This is a genomic window from Nocardia sp. NPDC006982, assembly GCF_042869435.1.
Taxonomy (GTDB): Bacteria; Actinomycetota; Actinomycetes; order Mycobacteriales; family Mycobacteriaceae; genus Nocardia.
In genome coordinates, this window is record NZ_JBIAFV010000004.1 from 491,586 (window position 1) to 509,422 (window position 17,837).

Below are 17,837 nucleotides of genomic sequence, written 5' to 3' on the forward strand. Positions count from 1 at the left end.
ATGACATTGTTATCGCAAGGGCTGACACTGTTATAGGTCGGAGCACCTCACAGCGATCTCGAAGAATAACAATGTCATGGGCTCGAATAACAATGTAATTCGAACCCATGACATTGTTATCCAAGTACGGTGTCGGCCATGAAATCTGGTGAATTCGCCCTCGACCCGGCCGCCGAGCCCATCGAGGACACCGACTGGCTGCGCGAGTTCGTCGAGCGCTACATCGCCGGGTGGAACACCGGCGACGGCGACGCGGTAGCGGCCTGCGTCACCGAGGACACCCGCTGGCTGGATCCGTCCGAGGGTGAGCTGATCATCGGCCGGGCCGGGGTAGCGAAGTTCGTGCACGACACCAAGCGGGCATTCCCAGATGTCAGCTACACCACCGTCTTCGATCCGGTCGTCACCTCGGACGCGCTGGCGGCGATCGTGCCGTGGCGGATGACGGGCACCCACCTCGGCATGATCGATCCGCCCGGATTCGCAGGCACCAACAAGAAATTCGACCTGTTCGTGGTCGACATCTGGCAGTTCCGCTCCGGACTCATCTGGCGCAGCAAGGCCACCTGGGATCTGAACGAACTACTGCTGCAACTCGAATTGCTGCCCAAGCGCAACGGTTTCGCCGAGCGAGCCATGGCCCGCGCCCAGCGCCTCGCGGTCAAACTCCGTGGCTGATCACATGTGCGGGCCGGTCAGCGCGGTGACCTGCTCGAGGGCACGCGCCACCGACCGCTCGATCGTCGCGCGTTCGGCACCCATGCCGATCAGGATGTTGACGATCGAGGGCAACAGCACCTCCGACACGCCTTGGTCGCCGTACAGGCCGGCCATATCCAACTGGATGAACCCGTACAGCCCGGTCCAGAACTGCGCAGCGGCCGAGCGCTCGTTCGTGCCGTGCAACAGATTCGCCTCCAGCGCCCGCCGGGTCGCGCGCACCACGAAATCGAAGCTCTCCGCGAAGTTCTCGAAGTCGGAATCGCTGCCATCGGCCAGCACATTGCCGCGGTGCACCTTCACCTCGGCCTTCGGCGACTCGGTGGCGAACATCAGCCGGAACAGTTCGGGTTTGCGCACCGCTTCATCCCGAAAGATGAAGCCGAGTACCAGGATTTCGGCGATCGGATCGTCGCTGACCTCGCATTCGGCCAGCCGCGCGACCAATTGCGCGAAACCTTCCGAGCCGACCGCCTGGATCAAGCCCGGCATACCGCTGAAGTTGGAATAGATCGCCATGGTCGAGACCCCGCATATCCGCGCCACGCGACGCACGGTCAACGAGGCGAGTCCTTCCGTCGAGATGAGTTGAACTGTGGCCGCTATCAGGCGATCGCGCATCGAGCCGGTTAGTGCGGGCTCCAACGCAGTTGCAGTGTCGATCATTACCTCACCTAGCAGTGCTCGTCCTTGCTATGCCGCCGCGACGCCCAGCTCCTCGGCGGTGATCTCTTCCAATGGCTTGCGGCGGGTTTCGACGATGAACCCGACGGCCACCACCGCCGCGATCGCGATCGGCGCCGCGCTGATCAGCGCGGTCACGGTGATCGATGGCGTGGCCATGGCGAGCACGACCAGCGCGATGACCAGCACACCGCCCGCCTTGGTCATGGCCGCCGCGACGCCGCTGCCGCGGGACCTGATCCGGGTCGGGTAGACCTCCGCGCCATAGGCGACGATGACCGCGACCACCGAGCTGGAACCCCAGATCGGCACCACGAGAAGGGCATACAGCAGCGTGGTGTTGTCGGCGACGTGGTCACCGAGGATTACGAAACCGCCGAGGGCGACGGCGAGCAGCGTGCTGAGCGTGATCAGCGTCCATTTGGTCGAGCGGTGGTAGCAGTAGGCGACCAGGAAGTTCAGCGGAAAACCGATCAGCGCGGAGTCACGCAGGATTTTGTCGGCGGTGACGCCGGTGAATCCGAGGCTGCGCAGATTCGTCGGCAGCCACAGCTGGAAGCCGTAGGTGACCAGTCCCACCCCAAGTCCCAAAAGCGCCAGCACGATGGTCATTCCGGCGAAGGGACGGCGCAGCAGCTGACCGAACCCGCCCTCGAGATCATCCTCGGCGGCGGCTTGCGGCTGCTCGACCTCGACGACCTCGGCGTTGTATGTGCGCAGCACCTCTTCGGCCTCGCGGTGCCTGCCGATGGCCATCAGGAACCGCGGCGATTCCGGGATCCAGCGGACCAGCAGCACCAGCAGTAGCCCGGTGGGCAAGCCGATCAGCCACATGCTGCGCCAGCCGTAGGTCTCGCCGATCGTCGAGGACAGCCAGCTGGTGATGACGTAGGCCCCCGCGATATCGCCGCCGATCAGCACCAGCAGCCAACCGCGGTGGCGCGCCGGGATGGTCTCCGAGAGCAACGTGAAGGCGATCGGCAGCATCCCGCCCGCGCTCAGGCCCATGATGAAGCACATCGCGACATTCAGCTCGAAGCTCGGCATGGCACCGCAGATCGCGGTTCCCACGAAGAAGATTCCGGCCAACAGGATCGCCGCCTTGCGGCCGATGCGGTCACCGAGCCAACCCCACAGGAACGACCCCAGCACCGTGCCGGTGATACCGGACAGCGGCAGTAGCGCCACCGGTAGCGCGTCCAGATGCGGGCTCGCCGGGGTGCGCAGGTGGTATTCGGCACCGACACCCGGAACGACGAAGGCCAGGGTCGTCGGCTTCATCACGTCGATGGTGATCGCGGCGGCCATGATCAGCAGCAGCACCACGTGCACGCGATTGATCGGCGCGTCGTCGAGTGCCCGCACCCGCAGCCCGGCCACCGTGTCGTGCACCGCGCGCTGCGGGAACAGACCGTAAGTGGTGACGCCCAAACCGATCACGATCAGGATCATCCCCGTGATCATGGCGCCGTCCATGGGCATGCCCGCCAACCGATAGCCCATGTCGCGGGCCATGAGATACATCGGAAGGTGCAGGCCGGTGCCGAGCACCGTCAACACCAGACCGAACCAGAAAGCTCCCGTCCGCCGACGGTTGACCGGACCCTCCGATCGAGGCGCGATATCAACGGCATTCACATGCATCACCGGACCCTCATCAGCCCCCACACACCAGTTACCGATCGGTATTACACACGAGTTCCGTGCCGGTGTGGGCTTTTTAATCTGTTCGGTACCAACAAGTTCGGGACGCGGCGGACTTACCTATGAGAATGGTTACGACCGCAGGCGGCTGGGTAACCTGCTGCGCCGATATCGTATACCGATTCCCACTGGTGGGAATATGGTCGAAGTTGTCTATTATTCGACGCGCATGTGCCTGATGGAATCGCCACCTTTTGTCTGATGGAGGCGGCCGAAGCGACTGTCGAGGAGGTTCGCCATGGCGTCGGCGGCGCCGGTATAAGCCTCTTCGACCGTGGCCGCGCGATGGGTTACAGCGACCGGAGGCTGACCGGATATCCGGGCCTCCAGCACGCACTGTTTATCGTCCGGACCGCCTTTATCGGCGTTCAGATCGGTCAGATGAACTTCCAGTCGGGTGAGCTGCTCACCGAAGCGGTCGAGCGTCGAGGAGAGCGTCGATTCCACGCGCTCGGCCAGCGATGCGCCGCCGTGGATATTGCTGCCGGTGTTGACCTGAATCTGCACGAGCGTCTCCAATCCGATAGGTTTCCGCCCACGGTTGCCGACTCGCGGAACGCGAACTCAGCAATCCGTCGGCAATGCCGACACTACTCGCACGGGTATGCGCTCAGCAGAATCCCAGGTTCAGACCGTCTGTGCCGCGATCGGTGACGTCACTTGCTGCGCATCGGGAACGACTGTGCCGCGCAACGAGGTTCCCGCGGTCTCGCGCAGGAACGACCAGGCGACGAGTCCGATCAGGCTGGCGCCCACCATATACGCGGCCGGGAACAGCGACCAGCCGGTCGATTCGATCGCGGCCTCGTTGACCAGCGGTGCCGTGCCGCCGAACGCGGCGGTGGAGATGTTGTAGCCGAGGGCGAACCCCGCATAGCGCACATGCGTCGGGAAGATCGCCGGGAAGGTCGAGCTGATCGTCGCCAACTGGGGGACATACAGCAGACCGAGCACGATGAATCCGGTTATGGCCCAACCGGTTCCCTGCCCCATCAGCCAATACATGGGCAGCGCGAGTATCGCGAGTCCGACCAATGAGACCAGCCAGAGCGGCCGGCGGCCCACCCGGTCGGACAACCTGCCGAAAAACGGCAGCACGATCATCATCACCAGCTGCCCGATCAGCATCATCGCGGTGGTGGTCGATTCGCCGACGCCGATGGTGTTCTGCAGGTATGTCGGTTGATAGGTGAGCAGGGTGTAGTTCACCACGTTCAGGGCGACCACCAGGCCGATCAGCGTCAGGGTTTCGCGGCGGTAGGTGGTCAGCACCTGCCACACGCCGCCCGGCGGGTGCGGTTGATCGGCCACCTCGGTGAACACGGGCGACTCGTTCAGATGCGAGCGCAGGTACCAGCCGATCAGGCCGAGCGGCACCGCGAACAGGAACGGCACGCGCCATCCCCAGTCGTGCATCGCATCCGAACCGAAGATGAGCTGACACAGCAGCACGACCGCCGAGCCGCCGACGAACCCGCCGAGGGTGCCGAATTCCAGGAAGCTGCCGAGGAATCCGCGCTTGCGGTCGTTGGCACATTCGGCCAGATATGTTGCGGCACCGCCATATTCGCCGCCGGTCGAGAAGCCTTGCACGACGCGTAGGGCGATGAGCAGAACCGGTGCGAACCAACCGATCTGGGCATGGGTCGGGATCAGGCCGATGCATCCGGTAGCAGCTGCCATCAACAGAATTGTGGTGGCCAGCACCACTTTTCGGCCGAGCCGGTCGCCGAGCGGTCCCCAGACCATGCCGCCGAGCGGGCGCAGCAGGAAGGAGATGGCGAAGCCGAGCATGGTGCCGAGGGTGCCGAGTTCGCCCGGGAAGAATGCGTCGGTGAGGTAGGTGGCGGTCGCGGCGTAGACACCGTAATCGAACCATTCGGTGGCATTGCCCATCGCGGAGGCGGCGACCGATCGGCGTAGCGTTTTCTTCTCCGATTCGCGATCCGTCACCTGCGCCTCCTCACCAGCCCAGGTCACGGGCCTCGATTCGTTCGACCGGCCCGATCCGGTTTTTCCGAGTGCAGGCACGGAATTAACCGGTACCCAGGTTCCAAACTGGGCAAACAAGCGGCGGGTCCGCCGAGCCGGTGACGGGACCGCCACCACCTGCGGGATCTCAGGCAAATGTGAGCATGGTCACACTTGCGCTTTTGAGCGACGAATGCTGTTCGTTATCGGCCGTCGCTGGAGGCGCGATCGCCGCCCGAACGAGGCGATGGCTGATGCTACGAACACAGCCACGGACAGCCATGCGAACCAGTCGCCGAATCGCGCGTAGACCGTCTTATCCGAGTCCAGCGGGATCGTGGCGAGCACCGATCGGGTCAGCGTGACATCGGTCCGCGCCGACGCCAGGATATGGCCGCGCGAATCACTGGCCACGAGTTCGCCGAGTTGGGGTGCGCGCGCGATGCCGACACCGGATTCGATGCCGCGCATGACGGCCATACGGCTGTGCAACCAGCGATCGTCGGTGAAGTCCAGGGCGGGGACAAGGAGCAATGTCGCCCCACGATTCCGGTTCTCGCGCACCAGATCCGGACCATCCAGGTCGAAACAGACTGCCAGCGCCCAAGGTTCGCCTGGAATACGCTGCCAGCCGGAACCCGGCTCGAGCTCGTCCTCCAGACCTGGGATCAAGCGGTGCTTGGCGTATTCGACGCCCGACGGGTAGGCGATGGCGGCGTTGACACTGGTTCCGCCGGTGGTTTTCACGAGTCCGGCGACGACATGGATGCCGCGCCGCGTGGCGACCTCGGTGAGCGGACCAGATAGGGCGCTCAATGTCGATTCATCTGCGGTCCAGGCCTTTTCGGGAAGAACCACAACTTGCGCGCCCTGGTCTGCGAGCCGATCGATCTCGCTCACCACACGCGCGACCATATCGCGACCGTCCGGCGAGTCTGCCGGAACGTATTCCGGCGGTTGGGAAACCGCGAGTAGACCGACGCGCACGGTATCCCGCTCCGGTGCATCGGCCAGGCGCCACCAGCCGTATGCGCCGACCGCAACGAGTAGCAGTGCGGTCGCACTTGCAAACCGAAGCCGTTGCACACCAGTAACTTCGGGTCCAGTAAGGACAGCAACGGTTGCGGGCATCAGCATGATGAGGAAGGTGATTCCCCACGGACCGGTCAGCGCCGCTGTCTGCATCAGCGGTAGCAGTTCGAACTGGGTGTAAGCGATGCTCCACCAGGCACCGAACTGCCCGGCGAGCGATACCAGGAATTCGAATGTGACCCAACCAGTCGGCAGCGCGAGCACCGCCAGACCCGCGCGGCCACGCACCAAAAATGCGCGCGTCATCACTACCAACCCGCCGAATACAGCGGCGGTTCCGCCTAGCAGCAGCAACGTGACGAGTACAGGTTGCTCGATCGTGTCGATGAAGTACGGCCGATACCGTAATCCGCTCCCACACCATGCCAGGAATCCCGCGAAGAAGGCTGTGGCCGCACCGACGCGCGGAGCTATCAGCAGCACCGGCAGCGGTGCGAGAAGAACCAAGCCGGGCAACGGATGTAGGCCGGTGCCGAGGTACCACAGAAGTGCCGACACCACGATGGCTACCAGGACCAAGTAACGCTTCATCGAGAGCTCCACATTCGATCGGATGCTCTCCGATATTTCCGGCCCACCCCTCCCTCCACATCGCCGAAACGAGCGAACCCCACCTCGCTCCTGCGGACGGGCCGAGAACCCGCTCCGGAGATGGCCATTTCGATAGAGGCTGCCGCGTACTCCGGTGCACCACATGTAGTCTGGCGTCGGAGGGAGGGGCCCAATGCTGATCGACTTTGTTCCCGACGGGCGTCTGTACCCTTTCGAGTCGCGCTGGTTCGACTCGTCCGCCGGGTTCATTACATCGACGAGGGGACCGGAACACCGATCCTGTTCTGTCATGGCGCTCCGGCGTGGAGTTTCCTCTACCGCCACATCGTGAAGGACCTGCGCGATCGATACCGGTGTATCGCCGTCGACTACCTGGGTTTCGGATTGTCCGAACGTCCTGCGGGTTTCGGCTACACCATCGCCGAGCACACCGCGGCCCGCGGCGAGCTGATCGATCACCTGCAGCTCGACGGCTTCGTTCTGATGGGGCAGGATTGCGGACCCATCGGTCTGGGCGCGGTCTCTGCCCGCGCGGATCGGGTGCGGGGGATCGTGCTGGGCAACACCATGTTCTGGCCGATCGAAGCGATGGCGGTAGTTCAGTCGCGGCCGGGGACTATCAGGCCGGATTCGTAGGCGAATACGACGGCTTGGGCGCGATCGCGGAGGGTCAGTTTGGTGAGGACGGAGCTGATGTGGGATTTCACGGTGTGTTCGCTGAGGACGAGGGTGGCGGCTAGTTCGGCGTTGGAGAGGCCGCGGGCCAGGTGGCGCAGGATTTCACCTTCGCGTTCGGTGAGGGTTTCGAGTCGGCGGGTGAGGTCGGTGCGGGGGTGGCCGCGGTGGGCCAGGTCGGCGATCAGTCGGCGGGTGACGGTTGGGGCGAGGAGTGCGTCGCCTGCTGCGATTACGCGTACGGCTTCGACCAGTTGTTCGCGGCGTAGGTCTTTCAGCAAGAATCCGCTGGCACCGGCGCGTAGCGCGGCGTAGACGTATTCGTCCAGGTGGAACATGGTCAGTACCAACACTTTTGCGCTGGTCTCGGCGCAGATTCGGGCGGTTGCGGCGACGCCGTCCATACGCGGCATTCGCACGTCCATGACCACGACATCCGGTTGGAGTTCGAGAGCCCGCTCGACGGCCTCGAGTCCATCGGCGGCCTCACCGATCACGGTGATGCCGGGCTGGGTGTCCAGGATCAGCCGAAAGCCGGCACGGAACAGGTCCTGGTCATCGACGACGAGCACGCGCATGCTCAATTCCCCTGTGTGATAGGAAGTTCGGCGGTAACTTCGAAGCCCCCGGTAAGACTTGATGAACGCCCGGACTGCAGCCGCCCGCCTGCGCTGGTGACGCGCTCTCGCATCCCGATCAAGCCATGCCCCAGGGAACCGATGCCACCACGGCCGACCGGACCTGCCGGACCATCATCGGACACCCGCACCATCAGCCGATCCTCGAACCACCGCAACGACACTCGCACATCGGTGGCTCCCGCATGCTTCATCGTATTCGTCAACGCTTCCTGCACCACCCGATACGCCGTGACTCCGATATCACCGGAAACCACGCGGCGCGCACCGAATTCGTCGAACGACACGACCAGCCCACTGCGCCGCGCCATCGCCACCAGGTCAGGAATCGCCTCGATCCCGGGCTGGTGCGGCGGGTCATCGGCGCCGCGCAGAGCACCGAGACTGCGCCGAAGCTGTTGCACCGCTTCGCGACCCGTATCGGCGATGCCCGCGAAGGTGGCATCGGCGCGATCCGGCTCGGTGCGGGTCAGCAGCGGCCCGGTCTCGGCCTGGACGATCATCAGCCCGACCGAATGGCCGACGATATCGTGCAAATCCCGCGCGATGCGCAGCCGTTCCCGAGCGACCGCCGCACCCCGCTCCTCCTCGAGCCGCCGCGCCCGCTCCTCCAACATCTCGATCTGCAGCCGGCGCGCCCGCACACCGGTACCGAGCGCCCACGCCGTGACGAACGACATGGCCGCATAACCATAGGAATCCGGACTCTCGTTCGGAATGACCAGCGAGATCAGGATTCCGATACTCACGCTGATCAGCGCGAACCGTCGCGGTCGAGTCGGACTGTAGGCCGCGATCGTGTACACGCAGATGATGGTTCCGTACGGCAATGCGGGCATGGCATGCAAACAGGCCAGCATGGTGATCGCGGGTCCGACCACGAGCAATACGAGAATCGGCGCGCGCCGCCGCCACAGCACCGGCGCGGACGCGAGCCCGCAGCAGGCGATCACCCACCACGGCGCACGCGTCACGATCGCGGGCCCGACGCTGGCCACCGTGACCGCGGCGGCGAGCACGATGTCGACCGCACCTGACGGCAACGCGTGCAACCGCTTCGACGACCAGGACACGGTCCGAGCGAGCACACCGGGAGAACTCATAGCGAATCCAGTTTCTCCCGCACCCGAACCAAACCGCCTCCCCCGCCAGAATGACCCGACACTCATCCTCGCGAGTGAGGCATGCATTGCCCAGGTTTGCGATCTCACGGCGCGAGCATGGTCGCGACGCTGCTCGTGACATCCTTCGCCAGCGCGGCATTCACCGGCGCGTGGTGGCTGAGCAGCCGGTACCACATGGCGCCGAAGACGAAATCGACGACGAGATCCAGCGGGACGGCCGGAGTCAGTTTTCCGGCGTCGACACCACGCTGGAGCAGTGCGCGCAGTGTCGCTCGTCGCGGGCCGATCACGGTGTCCTGCAATCGTCCGGACAGGGCTGGATCGCGCTGCGCGTCGGCCATCAGACCCACCAGCGCCTGACCCGTCACTTTCTGCGCGAGGTCGAAAGTTGCCGTCAGCAGGCGCTCGACGGCGACGAGCACATCCACCGATTCGTTCGAAACCCGCAGTGCCGCATGCTCTTCGGCCAAACCGATCAGCGCCTCGATCAGAATCGAGGCCTTATCCGGCCACCAGCGGTAGACCGTCTGCCGCCCGACGCCCGCCCCGTCCGCGATGGCCTTGATGGTCAGGTCTTGGTAGCCGTCCCGCTCGCAGAGTTCCAGCGCCGTGTGCAGGATCGCGCGCCTGGCGTCCTCGCTGCGGGGTCGACCGCGGGTTCCTGTCATGCGGGTCACTTTACAAGACACTGTGCCTCGAATATATTAACGAGGCACGGTGGTTCGAAAATCATCGTGGTTCGAACTTCAGGAGGATCTTGTGAACAACAAAGTCGTCATCGTTGGCGGAACCTCTGGCATCGGCCTGGCGACCGCTCGCCGACTCGCCGCGAACGGCGCGGAGGTCGTCATCGCCGGACGCAACGAAGAACGACTCGCCGCCGCACTGGCCGAGCTCGGCCCGCAGGTTACCGGCAAGGTCGTGGATGCGCGCGCCGAAAATGAACTGGCCCAACTGTTTTCAGATGTCGGGCCGGTCGACCACGTGGTGGTCACCGTGACCGGACCATCCGGCACCACCCCGTTCCGCGAACTCGGCCTCGATCATCTGCAGGCCCACGTCTCCGGCAAACTGCTGCCGCACGTCGCCACCATTCAGGCGGCGCTGCCCCATCTCGCGCACGAAGGGTCGATCACGCTGGTCTCCGCCGCATCCGCGGGCGGCGCAATGCCGACAACCGCCGCACTGGCCGCGGTCAATGCCGGTGTCGAGGCCATCGTTCCCGTGCTCGCGGTCGAACTCGCACCCGTGCGTGTGAACGCCGTATCCCCTGGTGTGATCGACACCGAATGGTGGAGCTTCCTCCCCGAGGACGCCCGCGACGAGGCGTTCGCCGGAATCGCGGCCCAGACCCCGGTCGGCCGCATCGGCACCGCCGACGATATCGCCAAGGCCATCGAATTCCTCACCGACAACACCTTCACCACCGGCGTGGTGGTACGCGTGGACGGCGGCGCGCGCCTCGGCTCCCCCAAATAACCCACCTCGCCCGGCTTTTTGTCACAAGCGGTGACGAAAAGCCGGGTGTGGTGGATCAGTAAGCGATGAACAGAATTTCGTCCCGGGAATAGTCGTGCCCCGGGTGGTTCTCGGCCAGATGTGCCTTGGTCTTCTCGACCAGGTCGTCCTCATCCGTCCCGACGATCTGTTCGCCGCAGGGGCAGTTCAGATTTCGCTTCATCAGCGGTCCTTCCTTCTCCCCCGTCAGTCTAGGCACGCGCCCCATGCCCAGGCCGGTGCATACCCCCATTCGGGTCCCACGCCAGGTTCTGCCATCGCATTCGATACAGCCAGCAGGGCCGGGATTTCAGGCGGGCGAACACGCGCCGCCGGGCAGGATAGAACTGGTGGGCTTCCGCGCGCTCCGCAACGCGTTGCGCGAGCTAGCCGACGCCACGCAGCACAACGCCAGCCAGTAGCTGCAAGCCCTGTCGTGTCATTCGGCCGAGACGGACACGCCTGATTCGTCCGTCGCTCCGCGTCGATCGGCAGCGGCATAGACCGACGAAACGGCCCGGCGCGGCATGGACACAATCCGGCATTCCCGAACTCGGCATCGCGCTCGAAAAAGCGCAGAATGGGAGCAGGAGGTCATGATGCAATTGCTAAAGGGCCTGCTCGGCGTGGTGTTGGGGCTCGTGACAGCCGTGCTCGGCACGGTCGTCGGGATCCTCGCAGCCGTGGTCTGGCTCGTCGGCGCGGTGCTCTGCGTGACGCTGATCCTCATTCCGCTGGGGCTGCCTGTCATGCGGCTCGGCCGCCGCCTGTTCACGCTCGCCGGTCAGCTGATGCACACTCCCTGAAGGCCGTCCCGGGCTCTTCGACGTCGGGACGCGCCGCCGACCTTCCGCGTGCCGCGACGGGCATCTAGGCGCTACGGCCGTAGGCGTAGCGCCGCACTTATGCGGCGCTACGCGTGCTCAGTTTCCTTGATCCGGCTGGGGATACGAACCGGGTGCGCTGCCGTCGCTGCGGCTGAATACCGGGCGGAAATCGGCACCGCCGGTGTCGGTTTGGACGGACTGTTCGGTTGTCAGGGCGTCGTGACTGAACAGCCCGGGCGATCGCCCATCTTCCGTACTCATCTCACGAGCCTCCTCTGATCGGCGATGTATGGCGAATCCTGGCTTGCCGCTCAGCGGTCCGCCCGACTCAACCGTACCTTTACAACGGTGTGACGTATGCGCCGGAGATGCCACCGTCCACCAGGAACTGCGATGCGGTGATGAACGAGGAGTCGTCACTGGCCAGAAATGCGACGGCCGCGGCGATTTCCTCCGGCTCGGCGAAGCGTCCGACGGGGATGTGCACCAGGCGGCGCGCGGCGCGTTCGGGGTCCTTCGCGAACAGCTCCTGCAGCAGCGGCGTGTTCACCGGTCCGGGACATAGCGCGTTGACCCGAATGCCGTTGCGCGCGAACTGCACTCCGAGTTCGCGGCTCATCGCGAGCACACCGCCCTTGGACGCGGTGTAGGAGATCTGCGAGGTCGCCGCACCCATGACCGCGACGAACGACGCGGTATTGATCACCGAGCCCTTGCCCCGGTCCAGCATGTGGTTGATGGCGTATTTGCTGCACAGATACACCGAGGTCAGGTTGACCTCCTGTACCCGACGCCAGGCGTCGATGCCGGTGGTCAGAATCGAATCGTCTTCCGGCGGTGAGATTCCGGCATTGTTGAAGGCGATATCGAGTCCGCCGTAGGTGTCGACGGCGGTCTGGAACATGGCCTCGACCTGGGCCTCGTCGGTGACGTCCACCTTTACGAACACCCCGCCCACTTCGCCGGCCGCGGCCTCTCCCGCGGCGGCATCGATATCGGCGACGACGACCTTGGCACCCTCCGCCGCGAACCGGCGAACGGTGGCCAGGCCGATACCACTCCCGCCGCCGGTGACGACGGCGACTCGATCCTGTAAGCGCTGCAACACATCTCCTTAACTAGGTGGCGATGAAGACGTTCTTGGTCTCGGTAAAGGCAAGTGCCGCATCCGGTCCGAGTTCGCGCCCGAGCCCGGACTGTTTGAATCCGCCGAACGGCGTCCAATACCGCACCGAGGAATGCGAATTCACCGACAGATTCCCGGCTTCCACACCGCGAGACACCCGCAGCGCGCGGCCCACATCATTGGTCCAGATGGAGCCGGACAGACCGTATTCGGTGTCATTGGCAATGCGAACGGCATCGGCCTCGTCCTCGAACGGAACCACCGCCACCACCGGCCCGAACACCTCCTCGGTGAGCACCCGATCCGACGGCGCGTCGGGCAGCACAACCGTTGGCGGATACCAGAATCCGGGTCCGTCGGGCTGCGTACCGGTGAATGCCACCTTGGTCGACGGCTCGACGAACGAGGCCACCCGGGCACGATGCGCGGCCGAAATCAGCGGCCCCATTTCGGTGGACTCCGCCGCGGGATCACCCACCCTGACCCCACGCACCGCCGGTTCCAGCAATTCCAGGAACCGGTCGAATACACTGCGCTGCACCAGAATTCGTGACCGCGCACAGCAATCCTGCCCGGCGTTGTCGAAAACACCGTAGGGCGCGGTCGCCGCCGCGCGCTCCAGATCGGCGTCGGCGAAAACGATATTCGCGCTCTTACCGCCCAATTCGAGTGTGACCCGCTTCACCTGGCGCGCGCATCCGGCCATGATCTCCTTGCCCACCTCGGTGGATCCGGTGAATACCACCTTCCGCACGGCGGGATGGGTCACGAACCGCTGCCCCACCACCGAACCCTTGCCGGGCAGTACCTGGAAAACCCCTTCCGGCACACCGGCTTCGAGCGCGAGCTCACCCAATCTGATCGCGGTGAGCGGCGTGAGCTCGGCGGGCTTGAGCACCACCGTGTTCCCGGCGGCCAGTGCGGGGCCGAATCCCCACGCCGCGATCGGCATCGGGAAGTTCCACGGCACGATCACCCCGACCACGCCGAGCGGTTCATGGAAGGTGATGTCGACCCCGCCCGCAACCGGAATCTGATTGCCCAGCAGCCGTTCCGGAATCCCGGCGGCGAAATGCAGCACATCGCGGACATTGCCCGCCTCCCAGCGCGCATTGCCGATGGTGTGCCCGGCATTGGCGACCTCGAGCTGGGCCAGCTGCTCGAGATTCGCGTCGACGGCGTCGGCGAATCGACGCAGCAACCGAGCCCGATCCCCCGGCGCGATCGCGCGCCAATCGGCCCCGGCCCGCTGCGCCCGCTCGATCGCCGCATCGGTCTCGATCGCGCTCACCAGTTCGAGTGTCGTGACGACCTGCTCGGTCGCCGGGTTGACCACCTGCGTTGTCGTCACGAATTCCGTTCCTTTCGATAGGTGACCGCGGCCTCGACCAGTGCTCGCATCAATCGCGTATCGGTCGCGTCCGCCTCCGGATGCCACTGCACACCCATCAGGAACGGACCGTCCGGCGCCTCCGCCGCCTCGATCGTGCCGTCCGACGCGTGCGCGGTCGCGACCAGGCCATCGGCCAGGATGGCGACGGCCTGGTGATGGTGGCAATTCACCTTCATCTCCGGTCCGGCGATCGTGGCGACCAGGCTGTGCGGCACGGTCGTGACCCGGTTCGGGTGGAAGCCGCCCGGCGTACCGGAATGGTCGTCGTGACCGAGCAGATCCGGCAGATGCTGGATCAGGGTGCCCCCGAACGCTACATTGACCAGTTGCAAGCCGCGACAGATCGCGAGGATCGGCAAACCGGCAGCGCGTGCCAGGGCCAACAGCTCGAACTCGGAATCGTCACGGTCGGCTCGAAGTGGGCCGAGGGCCGCATCCGGCGGCGCGCCATAGCGCGCCGGATCGATATCGGCGCCGCCGGTCAGCACCAACCCGTCGAGCCGATCCACCAGCTCCGCGCGCGCCACGCCGGTGGGCGGCAGCAGCACCGGTATGCCGCCCGCGCGCTCCACCAACTGCACGTAGTTGTGCGGCAGCACCGCACTCGGCACATCCCAGGCGCCGAATCGGGCCTGTTCCAGGTAGGTCGGCAGGCCGATGACCGGACGGATCTGCTCAGAGCCGCTCGAAACCACGGATTCGCTCCCAATCGGTGACGGCGGCGTCGAAGGCGTCCAGCTCGACCTGTGCCGCATTCCGATAATGGTCCACCACGTCGTCGCCGAACGCTGTCCGTGCCACCTTGCTCTCGCCGAACAATTGCGCCGCTTCCCGCAGCGTACGCGGCACCCGCGGGCGCTGGGACCGGTAGGCATTGCCGTGGAACTCCGGCTCGAGCGGGAGCGCGTGCTCGATGCCGTGCAATCCGGCGGCAATGGTCGCGGCGACGGCCAGATACGGATTCACATCGCCGCCCGGGATCCGGTTCTCCATCCGCAGGGACAGATCCTCGCCCACCACGCGCAGCGAACATGTCCGGTTGTCGCGTCCCCAGGCCAGTGCGGTCGGGGCGAAACTCCCTGACACGAATCGCTTGTAGGAGTTGATATTCGGCGCGAGCAGATAGGTGAACTCGCGCAGGCAATCCAGTTGCCCGGCCAGGAAATGCCGCATGAGTGCGGAGGTGCCGTGCGGGCCGTCACCAGCGAATACCGCCGCACCCGATTCGGCACGCAGACTTATGTGAATATGGCACGAATTGCCTTCGCGCTCATTGTATTTCGCCATGAAGCTGAGACTGCGCCCCTCCTGGGCGGCGATCTCCTTGGCGCCGTTCTTGTAGATGCTGTGGTTGTCGCAGGTGACCAGCGCCTCGTCATAGCGGAATGCGATTTCGTGCTGACCCGGATTGCATTCACCCTTGGCCGATTCGACATACAGTCCCGCACCGGCCATTTCATTGCGAATGCGACGCAGCAGTGGCTCGATGCGCGCGGTCCCGAGCATCGAATAGTCGACGTTGTATTGGTTGGCGGGCCGCAGATCACGATAGCCGGAATTCCACGCGTCCTCGTAGCTGTCGTCGAAGACCAGGAACTCGAGTTCGGTCCCGACGTAGGCGTGCAGCCCACGTTCGGCGAGCCGTGCCAATTGCGCGCGCAATATCTGCCGCGGCGAAACCGTGACCGGCTGACGCGCTGGTTCCACGTGCTCGACATCACACAGCACCAGCGCGGTTCCCGGCTGCCACGGCACCAGCCGCAGGGTGCTCAGATCCGGCCGCAGGACGAAGTCGCCGTAGCCGGTTTCCCAGGACGAGATCGCGTATCCGTCGACCGTCGCCATATCGACATCCACCGCGAGCAGATAATTGCATGCCTCGGTCGCGTGCCCGATCACCTCGTCCAGGAAAAACCTTGCCGCACAACGCTTTCCCTGTAGACGGCCCTGCATATCGGTCATTGCCACCAGCACCGTGTCGATCTCGCCCGCCTCGACGAGCGCCTGCAACTGCACCAACTCCAGCATCCCGGTACGCATCGATAACCCCTCTCGGCAGCAACCTTGCCAACGCTAGAGCAAACGGGACGAACGCGTGACCCGACACACAAAACCCAATGGTCGGTTGGTGTTGAATGGCCTGGTGGACGACCCGACCTTCGATCCGTCGCACCATCCGGTGCCGACGCCACCGCGGCGGCGCGCGCTGCTGCTCGGGTCGGCGCAAACGGGTTGGCGGTGGCCGGTAGCCGCGCGGTCCGCGCTCGCATTCGGGTTGCCCGCGCTGATCGTGCTCGCGGCGGGTCATCAGCAGCAGGCGTTGATCGTCGCACTGGGTGCGTTCGCTGTGCTCTACGGCGAAGCACGCGCGTACCGAATGCGTTGGCGGATAGTGCTGATCGCGGGGGCGGGCTTTCTCACGGCGGCGGCGCTCGGTGCCGTGATCGGCGATCTGTGGCACGGCACGGCCGGAATCATCGGTGTGGCGGCACTTTCCGTTGTCGCGCTGGTCGCGAGCTATGTCATGGTCGCGACGCGGGCCGGACCGCCGGGCATGTTCTTTTTCGTGCTGGTCTGCGCGGTGGCGACGCGCATGGCCGCCGCCGGAATTTCGGTACCGGTCATCGTGGGATATACCGCGCTCGGCGTGCTGAGTTCGGTGCTGGTCTCGATGAGTCCGATGCTGCGCGATGCGCGTGCGCCGGAAAACGCTGCTGCAGCGGCGGCCTTGCGTGCCGTCGATGCCTATGTCGAATCCCGGAAGAACGGGCAACCTTCGGCCGCCCAGCGACATGCAGCGGGCGCGGCGCTGCATTCGGCGTGGGCCACGGTTCATGATGCGGGTCTGCCTGCCCGCGAACCGGATTCGGAGATCGTCCGGACGCTGCTGGCCGCACATCGCCAGTTCATCGGGATAGCGGACTCCGCATCGGACGTGCTCGACGCGCCGGTGCCGATGACCCGCCCGACTGTCGGTGAGCGACTGCGACGGTCACTGACGATCCGCTCGCATGCGGCGACCACGGCGCTGCGCACGCTGGCCGCCGCCGTGATCGCGGGTGGCCTCAGTGTGCTGTTGGACCTCGGCCGACCGGACTGGGCCGTGATCACCGCCGTCCTGGTGCTGAATCTGGGGCCGGATCGCATTGTCGGCACCGTGCGCGCATTGCATCGCGTCGGGGGCACGGTCGTCGGGCTGATCGTGTTCGCGGCGCTGCACGCATTCGCGCCGTCGGGCGTCGTCCTCGTGCTCGTGCTCATGGCGCTGATGTTCCTGACGGATCTGTTCGTAGTGCGCAATTACGGAATCGCCGTCGTCTTCATTACGCCGTTGGCGCTGCTGATCGGTGGCGCGCTGGGTGGACCGATCCTGGTTCCCATCCGTGATCGGCTGATCGAGACGCTGGTCGGTGCGCTCGTCGCGGTTGCCGCGATGTGGGTGATAGTGCCGCGTGCGCACCGGCACGACCTGCGGTGGAACGAATCCAGGGTGCTGCGGGTGGCCGCGGACCTGGTCGAGATCCTGCGTACGAAGCCGCCGACCGATCCAGCCGCACTGCGTTTGCGTCGCGATCTGCAGTTCGAACTCGTCGGCAATCACCTCAGCGGTGTCGCCGCATATCGCGACGAACCCGCGTGGACGCGTGAACAATGGCCTCGGCATGCGGAGATCGGTCGAATCGGGTACGACCTGCTCGCGCAATGTTGGCTGACACCGGCGAGGCAATTGCTCGCTGCCCCCGACGACCTGGCCGGACAGATCGCCCGGATGAACGCATCGCACTGATCCGATCGACGCCTGACGATCGAGCGGAAAGCGCCTGTCGCCCAACC

Annotated in this window: 18 protein-coding genes and 1 pseudogene; 5 read left to right on the forward strand and 14 right to left on the reverse strand. The window is 65.1% G+C overall.

The features are described from left to right. Positions 1 to 138 precede the first annotated feature (138 nt). Entirely contained in the window at positions 139 to 678 is a 540-nt protein-coding gene (locus ACFYOW_RS19220; protein ID WP_387289592.1) for an ester cyclase, read from the forward strand. On the opposite strand, the gene ACFYOW_RS19225 is transcribed toward ACFYOW_RS19220, so the two are convergent. The 5 genes from ACFYOW_RS19225 to ACFYOW_RS19245 all read right to left on the reverse strand — a co-directional run bounded on the left by ACFYOW_RS19225 (position 679) and on the right by ACFYOW_RS19245 (position 6,702). Beyond that, complete coding sequence (locus tag ACFYOW_RS19225) at positions 679 to 1,386, reverse strand: TetR/AcrR family transcriptional regulator (RefSeq protein ID WP_387289594.1); 708 nt, start codon at positions 1,384 to 1,386, stop codon at positions 679 to 681. Between the two features lie 27 nt (positions 1,387 to 1,413). Then, positions 1,414 to 3,042, reverse strand: coding sequence for an MFS transporter (locus tag ACFYOW_RS19230; protein ID WP_387289596.1), 1,629 nt, complete (start codon positions 3,040 to 3,042; stop codon positions 1,414 to 1,416). Between the two features lie 222 nt (positions 3,043 to 3,264). Further along, positions 3,265 to 3,615 (reverse strand): HPF/RaiA family ribosome-associated protein, encoded by a 351-nt coding sequence (locus ACFYOW_RS19235; protein WP_387289599.1) that lies wholly within the window; start codon positions 3,613 to 3,615, stop codon positions 3,265 to 3,267. A gap of 120 nt (positions 3,616 to 3,735) precedes the next feature. Beyond that, positions 3,736 to 5,004 (reverse strand): MFS transporter, encoded by a 1,269-nt coding sequence (locus ACFYOW_RS19240; protein WP_387290081.1) that lies wholly within the window; start codon positions 5,002 to 5,004, stop codon positions 3,736 to 3,738. Between the two features lie 243 nt (positions 5,005 to 5,247). Then, positions 5,248 to 6,702, reverse strand: coding sequence for a nitrilase-related carbon-nitrogen hydrolase (locus ACFYOW_RS19245; protein ID WP_387289601.1), 1,455 nt, complete (start codon positions 6,700 to 6,702; stop codon positions 5,248 to 5,250). A gap of 193 nt (positions 6,703 to 6,895) precedes the next feature. On the opposite strand from ACFYOW_RS19245, the pseudogene ACFYOW_RS19250 reads away from it, so the two are divergent. Continuing rightward, a pseudogene (locus ACFYOW_RS19250) lies at positions 6,896 to 7,320 on the forward strand (alpha/beta fold hydrolase); the annotation flags it as partial. A gap of 2 nt (positions 7,321 to 7,322) precedes the next feature. Here the strand turns inward: ACFYOW_RS19250 and ACFYOW_RS19255 are convergent. The 3 genes from ACFYOW_RS19255 to ACFYOW_RS19265 form a co-directional block, all read right to left on the reverse strand. Beyond that, positions 7,323 to 7,976 (reverse strand): response regulator, encoded by a 654-nt coding sequence (locus ACFYOW_RS19255; RefSeq protein WP_387289603.1) that lies wholly within the window; start codon positions 7,974 to 7,976, stop codon positions 7,323 to 7,325. Between the two features lie 2 nt (positions 7,977 to 7,978). Continuing rightward, complete coding sequence (locus ACFYOW_RS19260) at positions 7,979 to 9,139, reverse strand: sensor histidine kinase (RefSeq protein WP_387289605.1); 1,161 nt, start codon at positions 9,137 to 9,139, stop codon at positions 7,979 to 7,981. A gap of 104 nt (positions 9,140 to 9,243) precedes the next feature. Then, positions 9,244 to 9,828 (reverse strand): TetR/AcrR family transcriptional regulator, encoded by a 585-nt coding sequence (locus ACFYOW_RS19265; RefSeq protein ID WP_387289607.1) that lies wholly within the window; start codon positions 9,826 to 9,828, stop codon positions 9,244 to 9,246. A 91-nt stretch (positions 9,829 to 9,919) separates the two neighbouring features. Between ACFYOW_RS19265 and ACFYOW_RS19270 the strand changes: the two genes are divergently transcribed. Further along, complete coding sequence (locus ACFYOW_RS19270; RefSeq protein WP_387289609.1) at positions 9,920 to 10,639, forward strand: SDR family oxidoreductase; 720 nt, start codon at positions 9,920 to 9,922, stop codon at positions 10,637 to 10,639. A 55-nt stretch (positions 10,640 to 10,694) separates the two neighbouring features. Here the strand turns inward: ACFYOW_RS19270 and ACFYOW_RS19275 are convergent, their stop codons facing one another. Beyond that, a complete protein-coding gene (locus ACFYOW_RS19275) occupies positions 10,695 to 10,841 on the reverse strand; it encodes a DUF1059 domain-containing protein (RefSeq protein WP_063721623.1) in 147 nt (48 codons plus the stop codon). A gap of 415 nt (positions 10,842 to 11,256) precedes the next feature. Between ACFYOW_RS19275 and ACFYOW_RS19280 the strand changes: the two genes are divergently transcribed. Then, the gene (locus tag ACFYOW_RS19280) at positions 11,257 to 11,463 is read left to right on the forward strand and encodes a hypothetical protein (protein ID WP_063046497.1); all 207 of its coding nucleotides are present in this window, start codon (positions 11,257 to 11,259) and stop codon (positions 11,461 to 11,463) included. A 117-nt stretch (positions 11,464 to 11,580) separates the two neighbouring features. On the opposite strand, the gene ACFYOW_RS19285 is transcribed toward ACFYOW_RS19280, so the two are convergent. The 5 genes from ACFYOW_RS19285 to ACFYOW_RS19305 all read right to left on the reverse strand — a co-directional run bounded on the left by ACFYOW_RS19285 (position 11,581) and on the right by ACFYOW_RS19305 (position 16,043). Next, entirely contained in the window at positions 11,581 to 11,745 is a 165-nt protein-coding gene (locus ACFYOW_RS19285) for a hypothetical protein (RefSeq protein ID WP_387289611.1), read from the reverse strand. Positions 11,746 to 11,824: 79 nt separating this feature from the next. Further along, the gene (locus ACFYOW_RS19290; RefSeq protein WP_387289613.1) at positions 11,825 to 12,589 is read right to left on the reverse strand and encodes a 3-oxoacyl-ACP reductase; all 765 of its coding nucleotides are present in this window, start codon (positions 12,587 to 12,589) and stop codon (positions 11,825 to 11,827) included. A gap of 13 nt (positions 12,590 to 12,602) precedes the next feature. Next, the gene (locus ACFYOW_RS19295) at positions 12,603 to 13,961 is read right to left on the reverse strand and encodes an aldehyde dehydrogenase family protein (protein WP_387289615.1); all 1,359 of its coding nucleotides are present in this window, start codon (positions 13,959 to 13,961) and stop codon (positions 12,603 to 12,605) included. Then, entirely contained in the window at positions 13,958 to 14,698 is a 741-nt protein-coding gene (locus tag ACFYOW_RS19300) for a gamma-glutamyl-gamma-aminobutyrate hydrolase family protein (protein ID WP_387289617.1), read from the reverse strand. Before ACFYOW_RS19300 ends, ACFYOW_RS19295 begins: the two co-directional genes overlap by 4 nt. Next, positions 14,679 to 16,043 (reverse strand): glutamine synthetase family protein, encoded by a 1,365-nt coding sequence (locus tag ACFYOW_RS19305; RefSeq protein WP_387289619.1) that lies wholly within the window; start codon positions 16,041 to 16,043, stop codon positions 14,679 to 14,681. Before ACFYOW_RS19305 ends, ACFYOW_RS19300 begins: the two co-directional genes overlap by 20 nt. 103 nt (positions 16,044 to 16,146) lie before the next feature. On the opposite strand from ACFYOW_RS19305, the gene ACFYOW_RS19310 reads away from it, so the two are divergent. Further along, entirely contained in the window at positions 16,147 to 17,790 is a 1,644-nt protein-coding gene (locus ACFYOW_RS19310; protein ID WP_387289621.1) for an FUSC family protein, read from the forward strand. The last annotated feature ends 47 nt before the right edge of the window (positions 17,791 to 17,837 follow it).

Coding starts and splice junctions, on each gene's coding strand:
- ACFYOW_RS19220 (WP_387289592.1), top strand. CDS start 139: ATGAAATCTGGTGAATTCGCCCTCGACCCGGCCGCCGAGCCCATCGAG.
- ACFYOW_RS19225 (WP_387289594.1), bottom strand. CDS start 1,386: ATGATCGACACTGCAACTGCGTTGGAGCCCGCACTAACCGGCTCGATG.
- ACFYOW_RS19240 (WP_387290081.1), bottom strand. CDS start 5,004: ATGGGCAATGCCACCGAATGGTTCGATTACGGTGTCTACGCCGCGACC.
- ACFYOW_RS19245 (WP_387289601.1), bottom strand. CDS start 6,702: ATGAAGCGTTACTTGGTCCTGGTAGCCATCGTGGTGTCGGCACTTCTG.
- ACFYOW_RS19255 (WP_387289603.1), bottom strand. CDS start 7,976: ATGCGCGTGCTCGTCGTCGATGACCAGGACCTGTTCCGTGCCGGCTTT.
- ACFYOW_RS19260 (WP_387289605.1), bottom strand. CDS start 9,139: ATGAGTTCTCCCGGTGTGCTCGCTCGGACCGTGTCCTGGTCGTCGAAG.
- ACFYOW_RS19265 (WP_387289607.1), bottom strand. CDS start 9,828: ATGACAGGAACCCGCGGTCGACCCCGCAGCGAGGACGCCAGGCGCGCG.
- ACFYOW_RS19275 (WP_063721623.1), bottom strand. CDS start 10,841: ATGAAGCGAAATCTGAACTGCCCCTGCGGCGAACAGATCGTCGGGACG.
- ACFYOW_RS19280 (WP_063046497.1), top strand. CDS start 11,257: ATGCAATTGCTAAAGGGCCTGCTCGGCGTGGTGTTGGGGCTCGTGACA.
- ACFYOW_RS19285 (WP_387289611.1), bottom strand. CDS start 11,745: ATGAGTACGGAAGATGGGCGATCGCCCGGGCTGTTCAGTCACGACGCC.
- ACFYOW_RS19305 (WP_387289619.1), bottom strand. CDS start 16,043: ATGCGTACCGGGATGCTGGAGTTGGTGCAGTTGCAGGCGCTCGTCGAG.